The sequence below is a fragment of the Streptacidiphilus sp. BW17 genome (assembly GCF_041262485.1).
Classification (GTDB): Bacteria; Actinomycetota; Actinomycetes; order Streptomycetales; family Streptomycetaceae; genus Streptacidiphilus.
This window is the reverse complement of sequence record NZ_JBGCCR010000058.1, coordinates 1-21082: the sequence shown is the minus strand read 5'-3', so window position 1 is coordinate 21082 and position 21082 is coordinate 1. Positions and strand designations below refer to the sequence as shown.

Annotated in this window: 19 protein-coding genes and 1 tRNA gene; 15 read left to right on the top strand and 5 right to left on the bottom strand. The window is 70.1% G+C overall.

The window, feature by feature from the left end:
* From ABH940_RS36005 to ABH940_RS35995, 3 genes are all read left to right on the top strand, one after another.
* On the top strand, positions 1-1501 hold a 1501-nt coding region (locus ABH940_RS36005), incomplete at its 5' end, for a hypothetical protein (RefSeq protein ID WP_370107194.1).
* A gap of 271 nt (positions 1502-1772) precedes the next feature.
* Positions 1773-1840, top strand: a tRNA-Ser gene (locus ABH940_RS36000).
* A 916-nt stretch (positions 1841-2756) separates the two neighbouring features.
* Positions 2757-3284 carry a hypothetical protein gene (locus ABH940_RS35995; protein ID WP_370067753.1) on the top strand — a complete coding sequence of 176 codons (528 nt, stop codon included), beginning with the start codon at positions 2757-2759 and terminating at the stop codon, positions 3282-3284.
* Here ABH940_RS35995 and ABH940_RS35990 read toward each other — a convergent pair.
* On the bottom strand, positions 3281-3778 hold the full coding sequence (locus tag ABH940_RS35990; RefSeq protein WP_370107193.1) for a VOC family protein: 498 nt from the start codon (positions 3776-3778) through the stop codon (positions 3281-3283). The genes ABH940_RS35995 and ABH940_RS35990 overlap by 4 nt on opposite strands.
* Positions 3779-4660: 882 nt before the next feature.
* Positions 4661-5881, bottom strand: a complete 1221-nt coding sequence (locus ABH940_RS35985; RefSeq protein ID WP_370107192.1) for an MFS transporter — start codon at positions 5879-5881, stop codon at positions 4661-4663.
* Positions 5882-6088: 207 nt separating this feature from the next.
* Between ABH940_RS35985 and ABH940_RS35980 the strand changes: the two genes are divergently transcribed.
* Complete coding sequence (locus ABH940_RS35980; protein ID WP_370107191.1) at positions 6089-6916, top strand: trans-aconitate 2-methyltransferase; 828 nt, start codon at positions 6089-6091, stop codon at positions 6914-6916.
* A 257-nt stretch (positions 6917-7173) separates the two neighbouring features.
* Here ABH940_RS35980 and ABH940_RS35975 read toward each other — a convergent pair whose 3' ends face one another.
* Positions 7174-8331 carry a lactonase family protein gene (locus tag ABH940_RS35975; protein ID WP_370067745.1) on the bottom strand — a complete coding sequence of 386 codons (1158 nt, stop codon included), beginning with the start codon at positions 8329-8331 and terminating at the stop codon, positions 7174-7176.
* A gap of 683 nt (positions 8332-9014) precedes the next feature.
* On the opposite strand from ABH940_RS35975, the gene ABH940_RS35970 reads away from it, so the two are divergent.
* The 8 genes from ABH940_RS35970 to ABH940_RS35935 all read left to right on the top strand — a co-directional run bounded on the left by ABH940_RS35970 (position 9015) and on the right by ABH940_RS35935 (position 14948).
* Entirely contained in the window at positions 9015-9272 is a 258-nt protein-coding gene (locus ABH940_RS35970; RefSeq protein ID WP_370067743.1) for a hypothetical protein, read from the top strand.
* Positions 9273-9432: 160 nt separating this feature from the next.
* The gene (locus ABH940_RS35965; RefSeq protein WP_370107190.1) at positions 9433-10044 is read left to right on the top strand and encodes a DUF5994 family protein; all 612 of its coding nucleotides are present in this window, start codon (positions 9433-9435) and stop codon (positions 10042-10044) included.
* 5 nt (positions 10045-10049) lie between these two features.
* Positions 10050-10220, top strand: a complete 171-nt coding sequence (locus ABH940_RS35960) for a hypothetical protein (protein ID WP_370067739.1) — start codon at positions 10050-10052, stop codon at positions 10218-10220.
* A 186-nt stretch (positions 10221-10406) separates the two neighbouring features.
* A complete protein-coding gene (locus tag ABH940_RS35955) occupies positions 10407-10982 on the top strand; it encodes a DUF5994 family protein (RefSeq protein WP_370067737.1) in 576 nt (191 codons plus the stop codon).
* A 149-nt stretch (positions 10983-11131) separates the two neighbouring features.
* Positions 11132-11488: a PRC-barrel domain-containing protein gene (locus tag ABH940_RS35950; RefSeq protein ID WP_370067735.1), complete on the top strand. Its 357-nt coding sequence runs from the start codon at positions 11132-11134 to the stop codon at positions 11486-11488.
* A 45-nt stretch (positions 11489-11533) separates the two neighbouring features.
* Entirely contained in the window at positions 11534-11701 is a 168-nt protein-coding gene (locus tag ABH940_RS35945; RefSeq protein WP_370067733.1) for a hypothetical protein, read from the top strand.
* A 464-nt stretch (positions 11702-12165) separates the two neighbouring features.
* The gene (locus ABH940_RS35940) at positions 12166-13428 is read left to right on the top strand and encodes an MFS transporter (RefSeq protein ID WP_370067731.1); all 1263 of its coding nucleotides are present in this window, start codon (positions 12166-12168) and stop codon (positions 13426-13428) included.
* Positions 13429-13454: 26 nt separating this feature from the next.
* Positions 13455-14948, top strand: coding sequence for an aromatic amino acid ammonia-lyase (locus ABH940_RS35935; protein ID WP_370067729.1), 1494 nt, complete (start codon positions 13455-13457; stop codon positions 14946-14948).
* 73 nt (positions 14949-15021) lie between these two features.
* Here ABH940_RS35935 and ABH940_RS35930 read toward each other — a convergent pair whose 3' ends face one another.
* Both ABH940_RS35930 and ABH940_RS35925 read right to left on the bottom strand, forming a co-directional pair.
* Positions 15022-16038 (bottom strand): LacI family DNA-binding transcriptional regulator, encoded by a 1017-nt coding sequence (locus ABH940_RS35930; protein ID WP_370067726.1) that lies wholly within the window; start codon positions 16036-16038, stop codon positions 15022-15024.
* Positions 16039-16136: 98 nt separating this feature from the next.
* The gene (locus ABH940_RS35925) at positions 16137-17336 is read right to left on the bottom strand and encodes a geranylgeranyl reductase family protein (protein ID WP_370107189.1); all 1200 of its coding nucleotides are present in this window, start codon (positions 17334-17336) and stop codon (positions 16137-16139) included.
* A gap of 255 nt (positions 17337-17591) precedes the next feature.
* Between ABH940_RS35925 and ABH940_RS35920 the strand changes: the two genes are divergently transcribed.
* The 3 genes from ABH940_RS35920 to ABH940_RS35910 form a co-directional block, all read left to right on the top strand.
* Entirely contained in the window at positions 17592-18083 is a 492-nt protein-coding gene (locus ABH940_RS35920; protein ID WP_370067722.1) for a MarR family winged helix-turn-helix transcriptional regulator, read from the top strand.
* A 129-nt stretch (positions 18084-18212) separates the two neighbouring features.
* Positions 18213-20762 (top strand): MFS transporter, encoded by a 2550-nt coding sequence (locus tag ABH940_RS35915; RefSeq protein ID WP_370107188.1) that lies wholly within the window; start codon positions 18213-18215, stop codon positions 20760-20762.
* 81 nt (positions 20763-20843) lie between these two features.
* A partial coding sequence (locus ABH940_RS35910) for a carboxypeptidase-like regulatory domain-containing protein (RefSeq protein WP_370107187.1) occupies positions 20844-21082 on the top strand: 239 nt, incomplete at its 3' end.

The following is a 21082-nucleotide window of genomic DNA, read 5'->3' as shown; positions in this document are numbered from 1 at the left end:
AGCAGCCTGGGCTACCTCAGCCCCGCCCACTTCGAAGTCCGTCAAGCAGCCTGAACGACACAACGAACCTGTCCGTCAAAACGGAGCAAGCTCAGAGGGAAGGTGGGAGGACGCCGCCTACAAGAACAGCGCCCGCGCGCTCCAGGACCGCCATCTGGCATCCGTCAGCAAGCGCGGCGGTACCTGGAGCGCCGAACTCACCGATGCCGGACGGCACTACCTTGAACACGGCACCTACCCGCTGGTGCAGCCCACGGCCGCCAGCAGGCGTCCCGCCGCCCGGCCGCCTCGCCCAGTTCAGATCGCCGCAGCCCGCACGACTGTCACCCCTGCAACGCGGACTGAGCCCGAACGCCGCGAGCCACCGCAGCGCCCAGCCGCGACGGCAACACGCCCGGCATCCAAGTCAGAGCGGCGGACGCTGGGCGAACAGCTCATCGACGACCTCATCGCGGCCGGCGGCCGCCTGGTGGTGCACCGGGACGGTGGCCCAGGAACACCAAACTGGCCATCCCGGGTCAACTCCGCCAAACGCTCGGGCAAACTGCCTGCAGGCAAGGACATCAAAAGCGGGTGGGCTGCAGGCGGCTACGAGATCCGCCTTGAGGACATCCCCGCGTGGCGACTCGCGGTCCCGGATCCGGTCCCCGTCCCAGAACGCCTGACAAGGCCCCACAGTGTCGTCGCCACACTGCGCGATGGCAAGCGAACGCTCGACCTCGGCAAGCCCGTACTCCCTCGCGCACTGCGTCTGATCCAAGCCATCGTGGCGGAGGCTGAACGCCGCGGGCACACCATCCGCGTCGTCAACCAGCGAACCGACCGGCACGGCTACGAGCACGCCGAGTCCGAGGACCACTTCATCGTCACCGCGCAGGGACACCCGTGCGGCGTGCGCATCACGCAGCTGAAGGAACGGACCGACCACGTCGCCTCCGCGAAGGAGCTCGCCGATGCCGCGCGCAACTCCTGGATCAGGATCCCCCGCTTCGACTACCTCCTCGGCAACCGCCTGGGGATCGCCGTAAGCGGCGGCTTCGTCCACCGGCAGTCGCAGTGGTCAGACACCGTTACCGAGCCGCTCGAAGGCAAGCTTCCGCAGATCCTGCAGGAGATCGACCTGCGCGGAGCCGCCGCGGAAGCCAAACGCCATGCGGACCAGGAAGCCGCTCGCGAGCGACGTCGGCAATGGGAAGCCGCCGTACACCAAGCAGGACAGGACTACGCTGAGGCCTACCGGATCAGGGCCCTCGAGCAGCAGGAACTCTCCTGGCGCCGCGCCGCGCGGTTCTCCGAGTACCTGCGCGCAGCCCAGCAACGAGTGCAGGCCGCGGAACACGCAGAGCAACGTGAAGCCGCCCAGTCGTGGCTCAGCTGGATCCAGGGATATGTGGATCGTCTGGACCCGCTCAACGGCGAACTGCGCATGCCCGCCATCCCGGAACCCAGGCCTTCGGACCTCGAACCATTCCTCAACGGCTGGAGCCCCTACGGCCCTTGAGGAAAGCTCGCGCGCGGGCACAGCGGGACAGTCAGTCACCTGGCCGCGTGCCCTGCGGAAAACCGCTGGCTGACCTGGCGGGGGCGTGATCATGGGCGGGCAGTGCACTCGGCGGGCAGCGCGTCGGCGGCTGCGCTGGCCGGATGGTGGGAGCGTGGTGGGAGCGGCGACGCTGGACGCGGTTGGTGCTCGTTGGTACTCTCTGGAGTGTGACTCGGTGTCTTCCTGGATAGATTGGGAGTAGAGCATCGAGTCTGACAACGTTCGTACGGCGCTGGATAGTTGGACCGCTGACTCTTAATCAGCGGGTCCGGGGTTCGAGTCCCTGGCGGCGCACCACCAAGGTGGTATCTGACCTGCGGCTTCATGATTGATCATGAAGCCGCAGGTCTTTTTTGTGCCTGCGATGGGAGCGTGCTGGGAGCACGGGCGCGGAGTGGGCGCAAACGATCACTGGTCGGGTTGTATTTCTCGGGCGCCATGGTGGGAGCAGGCAAGTCGGGGACAGGTGTGTGTTCGTGTGCGGGAACGCAGCGATCGACCCGCAGTCAGGTTTCCCATGGGGGCCTGCCAGCCCATGGACCAGGCCTACGCTGGGTAGTTCTCCGGTCGGAGTCGGGCGCGTCATCGATCTGGATCGTCTTGCGGGGCAGAGCGATTCCAGGACTCTCATCTCCTTTCGCGCTTCTGCCAATTCAGTCGCCTCATCGGTGGATTCCGACACTCCTGGGCTAATTGGCGCATTTCCGGCCTGTCCCGATGGAAGCCTGCCCAAGATGCTGCGAGTGGCCTGAACGAGGAGACGCGCATGCGGCGGGCGTCATGGCAAAGCTGACGGAGGAGCAGCGGCAGCAACAGGCCGTAAAGGCGGGCCCGGCGCGAGGCGCTGGCCGGCGAGGAGCAGCACCAGCGGCGTGAGGAACGGAGCCGGATTCCGCGCGTTGACAGCCGACTCGATCACCGATGGGTTCTCGCCTGCGATCTGTTCGACGCTTCTCGCTGGGAGGAGCGTCGAGGGCGGGAGCATCGCCGGAGGGGTTTGCCCGCTGACCTCGCTCACGAAAGCGTGCGCAAGATTGAGAGGCTGACCTGTCCATCGAGCCCGCCAGGCGCCGGGGGCAATCCTCAAGTTCTCCTCAGATGCCAGTGCGACAGCTCTCCGCTCACGTAGTGTCGCGGACACGACAAAGTCAGTCGTACACGAGGCGCTATTCGCGGGGAGTCAACTATGCGTGCTCGAAACACTGCCACTTCCATGGCAGTCCTTGCCTTGGCCGTAGCCGCCAGCACCGCAGCAACAGCCGCGCCCCAGCCGGTACACCAGGACATCACCGGAAGCAGTGCCCACGGCTCCACCGCGGCGACCGTCCGGGGAGGGGGCGGACAGGCCCGGCCCAACGTGCCGATCGAAGTCGGTTGCGACTACAGCTCCAACGCGCCCGCACGACTGACCTCGGGTGGCCCGCTGTACGCCACGTCCAACATCACCAACTGCACGACCGACCCGGCACCGACGGACTGCCACCTGACCGCGACGATCGAGGTCTATACACGCGGGCTCTTCGGGTGGGAGTGGGCGACGGCGGGCAAGACCGCCGACGGTGGCTGGGGAGCGTGCAACCCGAAGAAGATCCTCAAGCCGTCATACACCTGCCAGGGCGTCGTCGAAAAGAAGGAGTACCGGAACCAGACCACCCTCGGTATCACGTACAACGTCGACGGCAAGGCCGGCTCGAGTTCCAGCGTGACCAACAGCGGTACCAGCACGGAGTGGTGCGACTAATCCCGAGCGGACTCGTCGAGGACGACTGAGACCGAGCCCGCGGTTGATCGGTGGGGGGTGTGGTCGGCATCGGCCCAGAAGCCCGGGTCCTGGTCCGCCCCCCGCCCGTCCTCGCTCTCCTCGAACGCTCGAACCTCGCCCGCGCTGGAGACAAGCGTGAACGTGTTCCCCTCCGGGTCGGCCAGGATCACTTCACCGAGGCCAAAGCCCCGGTGGACCTTCCTGACGATCTGGGCTCCCAGGTCGATCAGACGCACAGTCTCGGCCTTGAGGGTCCCTGCCATCGGCCGGAATGCCAATCCCGTATCGCACGGTGCGGCGTCAGGCGATTCCGGCAGGAGAAGTCCTGGCCCGTCCACGTCCTCCTCTTCGAACCGCACCAGCGCGCCGACGCCCGCCCCCACCGCGGACCCGTCCACGGCCGCGGACCAGAACTTCGCCATCATCACGACGTCTCGGACCGGAATTGTCGCGTACCTGAGAACCAGAGCCATGCAGGCACACTACCCACGCTCCGCCCACCCGGTAGCGCCTTGATCGCATCCGATGGTCGAGGAACGAAAGAGGGGCGTCGGATACTTCCCGGGCGGAGACCGGGGGTCGGTCACGGGGGCTAGAGTCCGAGCGCGCCGCCGACAGGAGCACCGTGAACACGCACGCGCACTGGTCGGGAGTCCGGGACCGCGTCATCGCCGTGGAGGAGACCGAGCGGCGGGCTCAGTGGCCGGGGTGGCCCGTTTCTGACGCTCACTCAGATCAGCAGTTCGAGCCCTACATCGACTCGAAGGGGGCCCTACACGTTCCACAGCTAGTACCTCGAGTGGCTTGAGCAACGCAAACCGGTGCTTTCGGTGATCAAGACTTGGCGCCCCGGACCCGTGCACCGCAACCTGCTCAGCAACTGTCTGTTGCGCGCGACCCGTCAGCTCCTGCGTACACGTCTCTGCCGTTGAGTAGGAGAACTCAGGGGCGAGGGACCGTCCTACGGTCTCTTCCGGTGCGGCGCGTTCAGGGCGCTGCAGTGCGGGATTGGGGTGTAGTAGCCGTGGAGGGCGGGCGGTGACGGCGGCCTGGTCCCAGACGGTGGGGGTGGTCGCGGTGGTGGGGGTGGAGCGGGTGTCGCCGTTGTAGCTGGCACTGAAGCTGAGGTTGGTGGTGACCTGGTACCAGAGGGAGAGGTTGCCGTACTGGTCGACTTTGCCGGTGTCGATCTGCCAGTGGTGTTGACCTGAGAATGGCCACCGAAGCAGGGCCGGGCCAGTTTGCCCTGCACCACCACTGACCGCGCCCCGAGCCGCTGATCAGCAGGCGGGCCTGACCCCGGTCTCAAGGCCCGGCCCGAAGGCGAATCGCGCAGAGACCCCCATCCCGCGCGCTCAGATGCCCAGGTGTGCGCCGAGGCGGCTGAGTGCCGCGGCGAGGACCGCGAAGCCGGCAGCGGAGAGCAGGAGCGTCGGGTAGCCGAAGCTGTGCAGGACGGGGCCGCCGAGGAAGCCGGCCAGGGACAGGCCGATGAACAGGGCGCTGTTGTTCCAGGACAGCATGGTGGTCGCGGCGGCGGGAAAGCGGTCCACCAGTCGGCGCTGCTGGGCGGGGAACATGGCATAGGCGACCAGGGCGAACAGCGCCAGGGTCGCGGCCAGCGCCAGGGTTCTGGGGAATGCCAGCGCGACCAGCACCTCGAAGCCGGCGGTGCCCAGCAGGGTGCCGGTCACCACGAGTTGCGCGCCCAGTCGGTCCGCGGCGCGGCCGCCGGTCAGGCCGCCGATGACGGCTCCCACGCCGTAGGCCACCAGCAGCAGCGGCACGTCGCCGCCGTGTCCGTGCGCGTCGCAGGCCACGGCGAGGAAGGTGTACAGGGCGTACACGGCCAGGGCCCAGCACGTGGTCACGGCGACGGCCAGAAGCGTGTCGCGGACGGACCCCCCTTCGGGACCGGGACCCGGACCGGTCTGCCGCTGCCCCTGCGCCGGTGACGCGGGCGTTTCGATGGGCGGCCAGGCGCGCAGGTGGGGAACCGTCAGCACGGCTGTGGAGCAGGCGAGAATGACGAAGACCTGACGCCAGCCGACGTGCGTGCCCAGCAGGGCCCCGAGCGGCGCGCCCACCCACAGGGACGTGAGCAGGCCGGAGCCGACGATGGCCAGCACCTGTCCCCTGTGCTCGGGCCTGGCTCGGAGACTGGTGAGGGTGTAGACGGTCGGACCGGTCGCGGCGCCGGCGATGCCGGCGATGACGCGCATGATGAGCAGCGTGGCGAAGTCGGGGGCCAGGGCGGTGCCGACGTTCGCCGCCGAGAACAGGGCGAGGGCGGCCACCAGGACCAGACGCCGGTCGGTGCGGTCGGCGACCCGTCCGAGCAGGGGCGCGGCGATGACGTAGGCCAGCGAGAAGCTGGTGATGGTCAGGCCGACCTGCGACAAGGAGACGTGGAAGCTGCGCGAGAGCTCCGGCAGCAGCGGGGAGACCACGAAGAGGTCCGTACCGACCAGGAACTGGGTCACCCAGGCGAGGACAACCTGTCCAGCGGTGATGTCGGCGGGTCGGCTCGGCGGTGCATCGCCCGGCTCGGGGGAAGCGGAAGCGGGTTGCTGCACATTCGCCACGCTAGCCCCGGGCGACCTCGGAAAGGTCTCCCGACACAGAGTCAGGAGTGTGGTGTCGCCCGGCAGGTCGTGAAGCCGCCATCCGGGTCGGTTCACACAGCCGAACGGTCAAAGATGACCGTCCTCGGGCTGGTGACGCCTTCGTCGACGGCATGCCTTGAGGCGGCACACCGCTTTCGCCTTCGGGAAGGAGTTCCAGTGGACGAGCCGGACGAGCCGGACGCGCCGGACGCGCCGGACGAAGGGCGCTACGGAGCAGACCTCTTCTCCCCCGAGCACACCGGGGAGGGAGCGCGTATCGACTACGGCGCGCTGGCCTATGACGCGGGGAGCCGCGCCCGGCTGACCGCCCTGGGCGTCGGCCCCGGGTGGCGCTGCCTCGACGTGGGCGCGGGGACCGGGACGATCAGCCGCTGGCTGCTTGACGAGGCCGGAGTCGACGAGGTCGTGGCCCTCGACCGCGATCCGCGCTTCGTGGACGCCCGCCCAGGCGGCCGGCTACGCACGACGGCCGCCGACATCACCGACCCGACGCTGTCTCCGGGCCGGTTCGACCTGGTCCACTGCCGGTTCGTGCTCATGCACCTGCGCAGCCACGCCGAGGTGCTGGCCCGCCTGGCCGACTGGGTGGCGCCCGGAGGCTGGCTGGTGGTCGGCGACGCCGTCGACCTGACCACGTCGGGCTCACCGCAGGCCGCCTACCGGCGGACCATGGCGGCCATGTGGCAGGTGCTGCGCGACCGGATCGGAACCGACATCGGCTGGGTCACCCGCTATCCGCAGCTGCTGCGCGATCTGGGGCTGCTCGAGGTCGGCGCGGAGGTACTGATGCCGCCGCTGACGGTCGACGCGCCCGTCACCGCCTTCTGGAAGGGCACCTGGCTCAGCATGCGCGACACGCTCGAATCCGGCTCCGCGTTGGAGCCTGGCGAGCTCGACGCGGCCCTGGACTATCTGTCCTCGCCCGCCCTCGCCGACCTCTCTCCGGGCATGATCACCGCTTGGGGCCGCCGCCCAGGGCCGTGAACGGCGGGCAGCATGGTCAGCCGTTGGCAGTGGCTCCGGCACGAGTCTCCACCACGACGTCACGGGCGTCGGCAGCCCCACCGACCTGCGCTCCTGGCCAGGTCACCGGCGGGGCGCAGGGATCGGTCCGGATCAGCCTGGTCGCCGCACCAGGCCGATACGCCTCACTCGACCGTCCGCCCCGACCCCTGCGCACATCCGCCCAGCGGGGGGTCGGCGGCTTTGCCGGAGCCGCCGGTTCCCGGGACCGGCATCGCTCAGAACGCGACGATGCCTTCGCTTCCCGCGCCGCCGGGCACGGTGGCGGTGCCGATCTGGGTCAGCACCCCGTCGTGGGCAACGGTGAACTCGTCGACGATGCCGTTGACGCCGGTCAGGACGTAGAGGTACCGGCCGCCCGTGGATGCTGCCGCGTCGATGGTGCCCGGGTCGGTACTCGCGTAGCCGAGCGCCGTCAGTGTGTTCCCGTGGTCAGTGGCGTGGAAGCCGCTGATGCTGTTGCTGCCGGCGTTGGAGGTGTAGAGCAGGTCGCCGATGGCGACGACCCAGCAGGTGGCCGCCTGTCCGGTGGCGGCGAACGCGGTCTGCGTGGCGGTGCCGTCGTGGTGGATGGCGAAGGTGGCCAGGGCGTTGGGCCCGGCCTCGGTCAGGAAGATGCCGTCGCGTCCGTTGGGGACGAACCCGAACGGGACCGCACCTGGGAGATTCGTGACCTGCGGGGTCGCGGACGGGGCGCCGGAGAGGCCGAGGCCGAAGACGTCGAGGTTGTTGCCGTTGGCCTTGGTGGTGACGACCAGGTGGGAGCCGTCGCGGGTGAAGCCGACCTGACCGGGGGTGTTGGTGAACTGCGGGGTGGCCTTCGGGTCCAGTCCGAGGCAGCGGTGCCAGCCCGCGTGCTTGCGCAGGTGGTCGCCGTCGACGGTGTAGCCCTGGATCGACCCGCCGTCGAGCGCGTTGAGGACGTAGACCACGTCGTGGTGGACCGCGACACTGACGGGGAAGCTGCCGCCGGATTCGATGACCTGACGCAGTTTCAGTCGGTCGCCGTGGACGGAGAAGACCGAGACGGTGTTGCTTCCGGCGTTGACGGCGTAGAGCAGCCCGTGGTCGGGGTCGTAGGTCAGCGAGCCCTGGGAGGCGAGGTGGTCGGCGACGGAGCCGGTCAGCTTGCCGCCGTTGCCACCGGTGGCGAAGCTGCCGGCCTGGGTGAGGTGCCCGTCGCCGGCGCGGTGGTAGGCGACGATCTCGTTGCCCGAGAGGCTGTTGGTCTGGACGAACACGGCGCGGAAGCCGGCGTCCCTGGTGGTGGCGGTGCCCGCTGCGGCGGGCGCGGCCGGGGCGGTGGCGACCAGCGCCGTCATGGTGGCCAGGACCGTGGCGACGGCCGTTCCGAGACGTCGGGTGCGTGCACGCATGGGGTACCTCCTGGAGGAGTGATCACGTGGATCTGCTGGGGAAGGAGGGCGCCCTATGCTCGGCGACGCGAGTGAGGTGTCGGCGGACCGGGACCAGGGCGAACTGATAGGGACGCCCGCCGAACCCCCGCGGGGAGACGGCGTCCACTCTCTGACGATATGTCGTTTCTGACTGCTGGTCAGGGATGCTTTGCGTGCGGCGTGCCGCAGCATCAGGACCACGGGCTCATGGCCGGCCGCCCGCGCAGGCCTCGACGCGGCGTGCTCCGGCGACACCGCAACCACCTACGCGGTGACCGCCGACCGGAACGCCCTGCGCGGTCGCTCCACAATCAGGTCGAACCGGTCACGGACCGCGCGAAGGGCGAGGGGCTCGCCGCGGGGTGACACACACCGGATCGGCGTCACCGCCGTGATCACCGCCGTGATCACCGCCGGCAGCTCCACAGCGTCGGCAGCTCCACGGCGAGGTCACGGGAGCGCGGCGTTACTCCGGTGGGGCGGGCGTAGCGTGGGAGACATGGGCTCACTGCCACGTCTCCTCGACAGCCCCCGCCGCCTTGACAGCCCCCGCCGCCCTGAGGCGTGGCATCCATGTGACTGACGGACCCAGGGGCGTCACCGACCGGCCAGGCCACGACCGGTTCGAACCATGTCGCCCATCCCTGGAAAGGGGAGGACCCGTGGAAGACCAGCAACTGCCGCCCCTCGGATATGCCGATGTCCGGATCATCGCCGCGACCCCCGAAGCCGCGCGCCGGGTCGCCCTCCTGCTGCGCAGCGCCTTCGCCGGCACCGAGCAGCGCAGCTACCCGACGGGCCAGGACGGGACCGGCACGAGACTTCACCTCACCGTCGACACCACCCGCGTCCTCGGCGCGCCTGATCCGCTCCCCGAGCGGTCGTCCGGTGGTGACCATCCGCACTCCGGCGAGGTCTGATCCGCACGGCGTTCGCGGCCTTGCATCGGTCCTTTGTGCCCCGGCGCGGAGTAGTCTTGAGGTACCGAGGGTCTTCCGCACACCGGCTGCAGTGCCCCTGTCGTTCTCGGCGAACGCCGACGCCGGGCCTGCGCGCGGGTCCGGGGACAGGACGCACATCATGTCCGTGTCATTGCTGCGACCACTCTCGGTCGCCCTTCCCCCGCCTCGCACGGAACCGTCCGCGCTGCGGCTCGCCCTGCGGCCCGCCGCCAGTGGCGGCGGCGTCCCCGTCGGCGCCCTGGACGGCGCCTGGTGGCCGCACTCCGACGACCTCCTTCGCGAACTGCCGTCCCTCGTTCCGACGTTGGACCGGCTGTGGGGGCGCATCACCAGGGTCAACGTCAACCCGACCCTCTGGCAGCCCCTGCCCCGTGAGATCCCGACCCCGGGACACGTGGTCAAGGTCGGCTGGTTCACCACCGAGCAGGACCCGCACAAACTCCTGCTCCTCTCCTACCGCACCGGCCGCTGGGACCTGCTCGTCATCCCACCGCAGACCGCCGACGCGGCCGCCCGGCGGCTGATGGCCGCCGCCAGCGACCCTGCCGGCTCGTCCACCGCGAGCGCCCTGATCGCGGCCGAACTCGGCCGCGTCGGGGTGTCCGGGGCTGCCGGCGTCGTGCCTCGCGACTCGGGCGAGGAAGCCGCATGGGAATCCGAAGGCGGTGCGGCGCTGTCCGTCCCGCTGATCATGCCCATCGGCCGCATGCAGGTGTCCTCAGGAAGGTGAGAACAATGACGCTGCTCTTCACCCTCCTCGCGCTCGCCGTCCTGATCTACGGCTGCGTGGTGCTGATTCAGCTGGCCAACGCGCGGCACGCCGCGCTACCGACGACGGTCCAGCCGCACCGGTGGCGCCTCCACCGACGTGGCGCTGCCGCCCGGCACGCGGTTGGCCGTCCCTGACGACCGGCCTCCGACGCACACCGGCGCACCCCCGTCGGCCCCTCCGACGTCGACTCCTCCGACGTCGACCCGCCCGATGGCGTCGACCCGCCCGAGGTCGATACGACCGACCCAGCCGGCAGCCTCTCCCGGACACCAGAGGACGGACCGGCCTACGTCAGGCCGCCACCCAGAAAGGCCGACCTCATGATCACGGACACCACCCCCGCGCTCACCGCCGTTCCGCAGGCTGGCCTGCCGCTGCGGTTGGCCTTGACCCCCGACGGTCCACGACCTCGACTCGACGGCGCCTGGTGGCCGCACTCGCGCAACCTCGCCGATCAACTCCCCGCCTTGATAGAAGAGTTGGAACAGGCCTGGGGTCGCATCACTCGCGCCGCCGTCAACGAGGCAGCCTGGACGCAGCTGCGCCACAGCGTTCCGGTCGGATCCCACGACGTACGGGTGAACTGGTACAACTCCACCCACGATCCCCACTCCATCACGGTCTTCTCCTACCGCATCGGGGAATGGGAACTGCTCGTGGTCCCACCCGAGAGCGCCCCGTGGCGGGCCAAGCAGCTCATGACCGCCGCAGCACACCCCGGCAACCTGCAGAGCGCCCAAGCGCTCCTGACCGGCAGGCCCGTGGCGCCGTCGGCCATCTCACCGCACGATCGCATCCACATCCGCACCAGGCACAGCCCCAACCCCAACCCCAACCCAGACCCTGACCCCGCCTTCGCCGGTCGCCGAACCCGTTCGGCAGTCCCGGAGAGGTGAAAGCGGCGCTTCCGGCTGAAGAGCACCGCCGTGTAGCCGGTGTTCCGCGGGTGACCTGGCGCCGCCCGGAGTGCGGGGGCAGGCTAGAAGTGTGCAGGGTCGCAGCGGCTGACCCGGCTCAGGGGTCGGCCGTCGGGAAGGGAGACGCGGTGATCGAGGCAGCGAACATTCGCGAGTGGCGCACGCATGCCGTCGTCGACCCCGGCGGGCGCAAGATCGGAGTGCTGGAGGCGGTGTATGTGGACACCAGCACCGACGAACCGGCCATGGCCACCGTCCAGGTCGGCCTGCCCACCCGCCACCGGCTCGTCTTCGTTCCCCTGGACGATGCGGTCGTGGGACCTGGGTACGTCAAGGTCAACTACGCGAAGTCGCTGGTCAAGGGCTGCCCGGCGATCGGCACCGACGACGTGTTGCCCGCCACGGACGAGGAAGCGATCTTCCAGCACTACGGCCTGGTCTACGAGCCAGGCGCCGGCGGTGAGCGGCAGCTCGCCCGCCGCTGACCCCACCGGCGAGGCCACCGAACACCCCCTTTGAGGAGCCCGGCAATGATCCTCTTCCTGCTAATCGTGATCGTCGCGATCGCGCTGGGCATCATCGGCGCCGTCGCCCACGGGCTGCTCTTCCTGCTGGTCATCGGAGCCGTGCTGCTCGTCGCCGACCTGGTCTTCATAGCGATGCGCTGGCGGCGCTCCGGCCGGACCCCGCAACGGTGACGGCGGCGACCGAATAGCACCAGCCCACCGCTTCCCGAAGCGGTGGGCTTGGCCGGTTGACGCCCGGACGGACGGACCCGGCGCACGCTGACCCGGAACGACCGAGGGCCCCTGCCACGAGGCAGGGGCCTTTTTGACGTCGGGGCTCGGAGCTCGGCCACCAGGAGAAGTACGTCGTCCACACGTCGTACCAAGCGGCGAAGTCGGCATCGCTGCCCCCCCAGCCCCCACGGCGCCGTCCACGCCGTACCGACTGTCCCCAGGGGGTTGACCGGCAATCGTTTAATCGCTTCACTGAACCGCATCAGTGAAGCGCATCACTCATGAACCGCCCGTGCAGGTGCGCTCGCGATGTCGTGCCCACCCACCTGTGCCGGAGGTTCCCAGTGACGACCGAAGCAACTGCCCGGAGAGGCGTGGCAGTCGGCACACCCAAGGAACGACTGACCAGGTTCCACCTGAGAGTGACCGCCACGACCTTCGGTGCGAACTTCTCCGACGGCTACGCCCTCGGGGTCATCGGGGCCGTCCTGCCGGTCCTGTCCACCTCGATGCATCTGAACGGTGTCTGGCAAGGGCTGCTTGGCTCCTCCGCCCTGATCGGGCTCTTCTTCGGCAGCGTGATCCTCGGGCGCGTGGCCGATGCCATCGGGCGGCAGAAGCTCTACCTGTACAACTTCGTCCTGATCACGCTCGCCTCCGCCGGACAGCTGTGGGCGCACGGTCCATGGAGCCTGTTCGTTCTGCGCCTGTTGATCGGCTTCGGACTGGGGGCCGACTACGCCGTGGGCCCCACCCTGCTCGCCGAGTTCTCCCCCCGACGCCTACGCGGACTGCTGCTCGGGTCCCTCACCGTCCTGTGGACCGTCGGCTACGTGGTGGCCAACATCCTCGGCACCTACGTCTCCCTCGACGACTCCTCCGCGCACCTGCTGTTGGCCAGCGGAGCGCTTCCGGCGGCGCTCGTCCTGGTCCTGCGGGTCGGGACCCCGGAGTCGCCGAGCTGGCTGGCGAGCCGGGGCCGGAGCGCCGAAGCCGACGAGATCCGGCGCCGCTACCTCGGGGAGGAGCCGGGACCCCGCCCCGCCCAGGATCAGCCCCCGGCGACGCAGGTCACCCCGCGCTACACCGAACTGTTCGCGCGCGGCCAGCGACGCAACACCTGGTTCGGCGCGGTCTTCTACAGCGCGCAGGTCCTGCCGTACTTCGCGATCTACACCTTCATGTCGACGATCCTCGTCTCGCTCCACGTCTCGGACGCGAACACGCAGAACACAGTCCTCAACATGTTCCTCCTGCTCGGCGGCGTGGTCGGGCTGTGGCCGGTGCAGCGGATGGGACGGCGGCCCTTCACGATCTGGACCTTCGCCGTCCTGACCGTCTGTCTCGCGGCGATGGCGGCGCTGAACAACGACTCCGGCCTCGTGCTGATGGTGCCGTTCGTGGTCTACACGTTCGTGATGTCGGCCGCGTCCAACATCACGCAGGTCTACCCGCCCGAGCTCTTCCCGACCGCGCTGCGGGGCGCCGGTGTGGGCTTCCTCAACGGCGCGAGCAGGGTCGCCTCCGCGGTCGGAACCTTCATCCTGCCGATCAGCCTGGACCAGCTCGGGGCCGGCTGGTCGATGGCCTGGTTGGCCGGAGTGCTGCTGCTCGGAACCCTGGTCAGCATCGCGTGGGCGCCCGAGACCAAGAACCTGGTGACGACGGAAGGCTGGCACCACTGATGACTGCGGCCCCACATCCTGACGCCGTGTGCTTCGACGGCTCCTCCCTGACCGCAGGTCAGGTGACCACCCTGGCCCGTATGCTGCCGCCGATCCACGTGGATCCGCAGGCCCGAGCACGAGTTGCGGCAGCTCGGACGTCAGCGATCCAGGCCAGCACGCGGCGCCCGGTCTACGGTCACTCCACGGGCGTCGGCGCCAACCGCACCACCGCACTCGACGAGGAGGCCACCCGCGAGTTCGGCCTGCGCCTGCTGCGCAGTCACGCCGGCGGCATCGGCCCCCTCGTGCCGGTCGAGCAGAGCCGGGCCATGCTGGCGGTGCGCCTCAACCAGCTTCTGGGCGCGGGCTGCGCCATCGACGGCGCCGTCGTCGACGCTCTCGCACAGGCCCTCACAGACGGCCACGTCCCCGAGATCCACGCACTCGGCTCGCTCGGCACCGCGGACCTGACCGCGCTGGCCGAACTCGGCCTCACCCTCGTCGGCGAGCAGCCATGGCATCCCGGCACCGGCCTCGGCGCCCCGCCCCGCCCGCTCGCCCTGAGCTCCTGGGACGCGCTGCCGTTGCTGTCCAGCAGCGCGCTCACCATCGGTCAGGCGGCGCTCGCCGCCACCGATCTCCGTACCCTGCTGGACCGCGTTCCGCTCGTCGCAGCCCTGTCGCTCACCGCCGTGCACGGCTCTCTGGAGCCGTATGCCGCAGCTGTCCACGCGCGCCGGCCCCACCCGGGCGCGCAGGAGGTCGCCGCGCGCATGACCCGGCTCCTGGTCCGCGCCGACTGGAGCCCGTCGCTGGTGCAGGACCCGTTCGGATTCCGTTGCCTGCCCCAGGTCCACGGCGCCGCCATGGACGCCTGGAACGCGCTCGACCGCGTCCTTGCGGTGGAGCTCAACGCCAGCGCCGAGAATCCGCTCCTCGACGGCGACGACTACTACCACCACGGAGGTTTCCACCAGGCCCCGCTGGCCCTGGCCATGGACCAGATGCGGCTGGCCCTGCTCGGCACCGCGCAGCTCACCACCGCCCGCCAGGGCGCGCTCAACGAACCGGCCTTCACCGGCCTGCCTCCTTTCCTGGCGGAGGCGGAGAACGGGAGCAGCGGCCTGATGATCACCGAATGCGCCGCGCACAGCGCCCTCGCCGAACTGCGGGGCGCGGCACAGCCGGTGACACTCGGTCATACCGTGATCTCACGGGGCGTCGAGGAACACGCCAGCTTCGCCGCCACCGGCGCGCGCCGCCTGACCGAAGCGGTGGACCACTTCAGCCTCATCCTGGCCTGCGAACTCGTCGCGGCTGTGCGTGCCCTGCGGATGCGGGACCGCACTGCGCCCGGCACCGGTGAGCTGTCCCACTTCCACCGCACGGCCGCAGCCGTCCTCGACCCCGACCTCGCCGACCACAAGCTGACCGCGGACGTCCACGCGGCGGCGGCGCTCCTCCGCTCGGCGGATCTGGCCCTGGACCTGGACCTGCCGATCGCCGCCCCGTCCGTGATACCCGTCGAACCACGGTGAACCACGGTGAACCAAGCCACGGTGAACCATGGTGAGCCGCGGTGAACCCGGCCCGGACGCCTGCTCGGCCAGGTCAAACGGCCGAGTCGCGCGGCCTCCCGATCGAGCCGCGCAACCGCACCGTCGGCGGCAGCACTTTGCGCCGGCTGCGCTTGCCCTCCTCGATGGCCTTCACGGTGCGCTCGACGATGAGGTCCAGCAGCTCCTCCACGGGCCAGCGGTAGCTGGACAGTGGCGGGGTCAGCAACCGCGACAGGGGCTGGTCGTCGTAGCCCAGCACGGACACGTCGTCCGGCACGACCAGGCCGAGGTCCTGCGCGGCGGCGTAGACGCCGTAGGCCATCGAATCGCCCAGGCAGAGGAAGGCGGTGGGGCGGTCCGGTTTCGTGAGCACCGTGCGCGCCACAGCAGTTGCGCCGTCGAGGTCGTACGGCGAGGTGTGCACGGTCACGGCCAGACCCAGCTCGCCCGCCACCCGGTGGACCACGCCCTCAGCCGGCCGGTCCGGGGTACCCGGCAGTCCCGGCGTCACAACTGCGATCGCGCGGTGGCCTGCTGCGGCGAGCCGACCGAGTGCATCGGTGACGCCGAGATCGTTGTCAAAGACCACCTCGGCCGCCGTGGTTGCTCCGGGGAGGCCGTCGCCGACGGCGATCAGCACCGTCTGCCGGGCGATCTGCTGCCAGTGCGCGGCGGCCGGGTCGACGGGCAGCACGATCAGCGCGTCCACCCGCTGGGCTGCCAGATGCGAGGCCAACTGGGCTTCCAGTTGCGGGTCGTTCGAGGAGTCGACGATCAGGGCATGCCGACCGGTCGCCAGCAGCCTGCGGCCGAGCGAGGCCGCCAGCCCTTGCTGCCATACGTCGGTCAGCGATTCGCACAGCACGCCGACGGTGTCGGTGCGGCCGGAGGCCAGCGCTCTGGCGATCGGGTCGACCCGGTAACCGAGCCGGTCCGCTGCCTCGCGCACCCGCTGCTGGGTCTCCGGCGGCACATGCAGGCCGCGCAGGGCATAGGACACCGCCGCGGGGGAGAGGCCGGTGTCCTTCGCGATATCGCGCAAGGTGATGCGTCGCTGACGATTAGGCACGCGAACAGCTTATGAGTTCGCGGTTCGGCACGGCGCGCCTCACGGGTGCAGTCCCTGCGCGGGCGCCGTCACGGCTGCGGGCGTCACGACCGTAGGCGTCACGAACGCAGGTGGCCGAAGAGCTGGGCCAGCAGGCGGGTCGTGGCGGGACTGGACATCACGGCGCGGTTGAACAGCGGGCGGTAGCCGAATCGGGCGAAGACGTGCTCGGCGAGCGCGTTGCCGAGCAGGTAGTGCCGGGCCCACCGGCGGTGCACCTCCGTCGGGTAGTGGTGCAGCGCCTGTTCGCGGCGGGAGCCCGACGGGCGGGTCAGGGCCAGGGCGACAGCGTGCGCTGCGATCTCGCCCGCCTCCATCGCCTCGCCGATCCCCTCGCCGCTCCAGGGGCTGACCATGCCGGCGCTGTCCCCGACCACCAGCAGCCCGTCGCGGTACTGGGGGCGCCGGTTGAGCCCCATCGGCAGGGCCGCGCTGCGCAGCGGAGAGTCCGCAGTGGCCTCGTCGAGCTTCCAGCCCGCGGGGAGCCGGGCGACCCACTCGCGGAAGGTGGCACGCAGGTCGGTGTTGCCGTGCCGGCGGTGCGGAAGTCCGCCGAGTCCGAGGTTGACCCGGCCGTCGGCGAGCGGGAAGAGCCAGCCGTAGCCGGGCAGCCAGGCGTCGGCGTCCGCGCAGCGCAGGTCCGCCCACAGGTGCAGGTAGCCGTCGTCGGTGAACGCGTCCGTGCGGTAGTAGCGACGCGCGGCGGTCGCCATCGGGGTACGTGTACTGCGCGCCCACCCGGTGGCCAGCGCGGTCCGCGCGGGTGCGCCGTCGGCGGCTATCACGACGGCGGCGCGGTGTTCGACCTGCTCCCCGTCCTGCCCGACAGCGGTCACGCCGACGACGCGTCCGGCCGCGTCGGTCAGCGGGGTGGTCACCTTGGTGCGCGTGAGCAGGCGCGCCCCGGCCGACTGCGCGTGGCGGGCGAGCAGTTCGTCGAAGTCATGCCGGGTCCGGGTCAGCGCGAAGTCGGGATAGTGCCCCGTGGCGGGCCAGTCGACGTCGATCTCCCGGCCGTCGCAGTGCACGCGGACCCCGCGTGAACGTCGCCAGCCCTCTCCGCTGATATCGACACCCATGCGCAGAAGTTGGTGGACGCCCCGGGGAGTGAGCCCGTCCCCGCACACCTTGTCCCGCGGCAGGGCGTCCTTCTCCAGAAGCAGGACGTCCACTCCCGCGCGCGCCAGGTGCAACGCCGTGGCCGAGCCCGCCGGGCCCGCACCGATGACCACGACCTGCGCGTCCTGCTGTATCTGCATGCCAAGTTCCCCACGTCCGGATCAGGATGACAGCCGGTCGCAGCACCCCGAGGGCACGATGCGTCCAGCGCCGGGCAGATGGCGCCCGACGGTAGTCCTTCCCCGCGGACCGGCGGCGGACCCTCGTGACTCACGCGACTCTCCTGGCGGTCACCGGTGATCCGCGCAGATCAGTGGTAGATGCAGCTATTCATTTGCCTGTTGCAACCAACTGGCCTAAGGTTGCCTAAGGCAACCAATGCGGGAGGGTGCTGGATGGCGACACGGGAGGGCTGCGCGGAGCTGGTGCGGCACCTGAGCGCACTGGGTGCGGTCAGCCGAGGGCTCGGCCGGGCTCTGCCGCAGGACTGCGCTCCGGCCTCGGTCGCGACCCTGCGCATGCTGCGCCAGTACGGGCGGATGCGGACGGGTGAGCTGTCCGAGCGGCTCGGCGTCGACGTGTCGGTCACCAGCCGCCATGTCGCGTGCCTCGCGGAACGCGGATGGATCGAACGCCGGCCCGACCCGCAGGACAAGCGATCGCGGCTGCTCAGCCTCACGCCCGCCGGGGAGGCGGTCCTGGGTGAGGCGTCGGGCCTCATCGCCGAGGCGCTCGCGGATTACCTGCAGGACTGGACGGACCAAGAAGTGACTCAACTCGCCACGCTCATGGCTCGACTGCGCGACAGCTTCGACGACTGCCGGCCCAGGCCGCTCTCCCTGCCCAGGACGTTCTCCCGGCCGCCCGCCGGCCAGACCGTCCCTTAGTGCCGCCTCGCACCAACCAACCACCTGTCCCTTACCCACGAACCACCCTGCGCCGCAGGCCAGTTGAGCTGGATGCGCGCGACCTGAAGCGCCGCATGCACAGCTGACGCGGACTGGAGAACGAAGACGATGGCAACGACCACACTGACCGGTGTGCGTGAGGCCACCCCGAAGCATGGATCCCATGCGGCGCGCGGGTCTCAATCCGGGCCCCACTCCGGGGATCACCAGGCTCCCATGTCGCACCGGCAGATCATGGAGGCACTGTCCGGGCTGATGCTCGGGATGTTCGTCGCCGTGCTCTCCTCGACGATTGTCTCGACCGCACTGCCGACCATCCTCGGGGACATCGGCGGCGGCCAGAGCGCCTACACGTGGATCGTCACGGCCGCGCTGCTCGCGGTCACCGCGACCACCCCGCTGTGGGGCAAGATGTCGGACCTGGTGAGCAAGAAGCTCCTGGTCCAGATAGCCCTGGTGCTCTATATCGTCGCCTCGGTGGTGGCCGGCTTCTCGCAGAACCCGGGAATGCTGATCGCCTGTCGTGTCGTCCAGGGCGTCGGCGCGGGCGGCCTGTCCGCGCTCTCCCAGGTGATCATGGCCGCCATGATCTCGCCGCGTGAGCGCGGCCGTTACAGCGGTTACCTCGGTGCGACCTACGCCGTCGCGACCGTCGGCGGTCCGCTGGTCGGTGGCGTCATCACCGACACCAGCTGGCTCGGCTGGCGCTGGTGCTTCTACGTGGTCGTGCCGTTCGCGCTGATCGCACTGGTCGTGCTGCAGAAGACCATCCATCTGCCGGTGGTCAAGCGCCAGGTCAAGGTCGACTGGCTGGGCTCCTTCTTCGTCACCGCCGCGGTCTGCCTGCTGATGGTCTGGGTCACCTTGGCCGGTGACCAGTACGCCTGGCTGTCGTGGCAGACCTATGTGATGGTCCCCGGCGCGCTGGTGCTCGGCCTGATCTTCCTGCTGGTCGAGTCCAAGGCGAGCGAACCGCTCATCCCGCTGCGGCTGTTCCGCAACGCGACGATCACCCTGACCTCGGTCGCCAGCCTCTTCGTCGGCGTCGCGATGTTCGCGGGCACCGTCTTCCTGAGCCAGTACTTCCAGCTCTCCCGGGGCAAGACCCCGACCATGTCGGGCGTGATGACCATCCCGCTGGTGGCCGGCCTCTTCGTCGCCTCGATGGGCTCCGGCCAGATCATCACCCGCACCGGCCGCTGGAAGGCGTTCCTGGTCGGCGGCGGTCTCTTCCTGACCGGCGGCGCGGCCACGCTCGGCCTGCTCCGGGTCGACACCCCGTACTGGCAGGTCGCCGTCTACATGGCGCTGCTGGGCATCGGTATCGGTCTGATGATGCAGAACCTGGTGCTCGCGGTGCAGAACCAGGTCGCTCCCAAGGACCTCGGCGCGGCCAGCTCGCTGGTCACCTTCTTCCGGTCCCTCGGCGGCGCGCTCGGCGTCGTGGCCCTCGGGGCCGCGCTCACCGTCCGCATCACCCACTACAGCAAGGACGGCTTCGCCGCGCTCGGCCTGCCGATGCCTGCCTCGTCCGGCGGCAACGCCGCCATCCCCGACCTGACCAAGCTGCCCCCGCTGGTCCGCGGGATCACCGAGAACGCCTACGGGCACGGCATCGGGGACGTCTTCCTCTACGCCGCTCCGTTCGCCTTCGTCTCCTTCCTGCTGGTCCTCTTCATCAAGGAGGTGTCGTTGAAGACGACGAGCGGCCTGCAGCAGAGCGCGGGCGTCGTCGGCGACGCCCCGGCGGGCACTGCGGCCGTCGCGGGGATGGAGGAAGAGACCGCCTCCGAGCTGGAGTTGGCCTCCCTGGCCGCCGCTGCCGACGTGCAGCCGGCCGCAGCGTTCACGTCAGTGGGGTTCGACCCGGTCGACCAGGAGGTTCCCATGAGTGGCAGCATGGTCCACGGCTCCGTGCGTGGCGGAGACGGCCGACCGGTCGGTTCGGCCACGGTCACCCTGATCTCGCTGCAGGGGCGGCAGTTGGGCCGTGCGACGGTCGCTGCGGACGGTGGCTACCGGCTGGCCGCGCCGGGGGCGGGCAGCTATGTGCTGATCGCCGCCGCCGAGGGTCACCGGCCGCAGGCGTCCATCGTGGCCGTCGGCGACGGCCCGGTCGGCTACGACATCGCGCTCTCCGGGACCAGCGGTCTGACCGGCCTGGTGCGCGCGGCGGCTGACCAGCGGCCGGTCGCCGAGGCGATGGTCGTGGTCACGGACCTTCGTGGCGAGGTGCTGGCCACGGGCAAGACCGCCGAGACCGGTGCCTTCGCCTTCGAGGCGCTGACCGCCGGCACGTTCACGGTCGCCGTCAACGCCACCGGGTTCCGTCCGGCCGCGCTGCCGGTCGAGGTCGGCACGGCGGGTCCGTCCCGGATCGAGATCGAGCTGGCCGCCGGTCTGGAGCTGCAGGGCACGGTGCGCGCCGGCGCGGACCGCCGTCCGCTGGCCGACGCCCGCGTGACCCTGGTGGACACGGCCGGCAACGTCGTGGGCAGCGCGACCACCGGCGCGGAGGGCGACTACGCCTTCACCGACCTGGACGCGGGCGAGTACACGCTCATCGCCAGCGGCTACCCGCCGGTCGCCTCTGCGCTGACCCTGGACGGACGCGGCGACAGCGGACACGACGTGGAGCTCGGCCACTCGGACGAGTGACAGAGCGGGGAGATCGGGTTCCGGCTGGCACGCGGACGGCCGCGGCGGCCGGAACCCGTCACTGATCGATCGGGAGCAGCAATGACCACTCACATCGGTGAGGGCGGCACGGGGCTTCGTGCCCGGGTTCGGACGAGGGATGGGTGGGCGGTGCGGCACGCGGTGCTGACCGTCACGGACATGACGGGCAGTCAGGTGGTGCGGGCGACCGCGGACGACGACGGCTTGGTGTGCACGCAGGCGCTGCCGCAGGGTGTGTACACGGCGATCGTGACGGCGGTCGGTTATCAGCCGACGGCTTCGACGGCGATCGTGGCGTC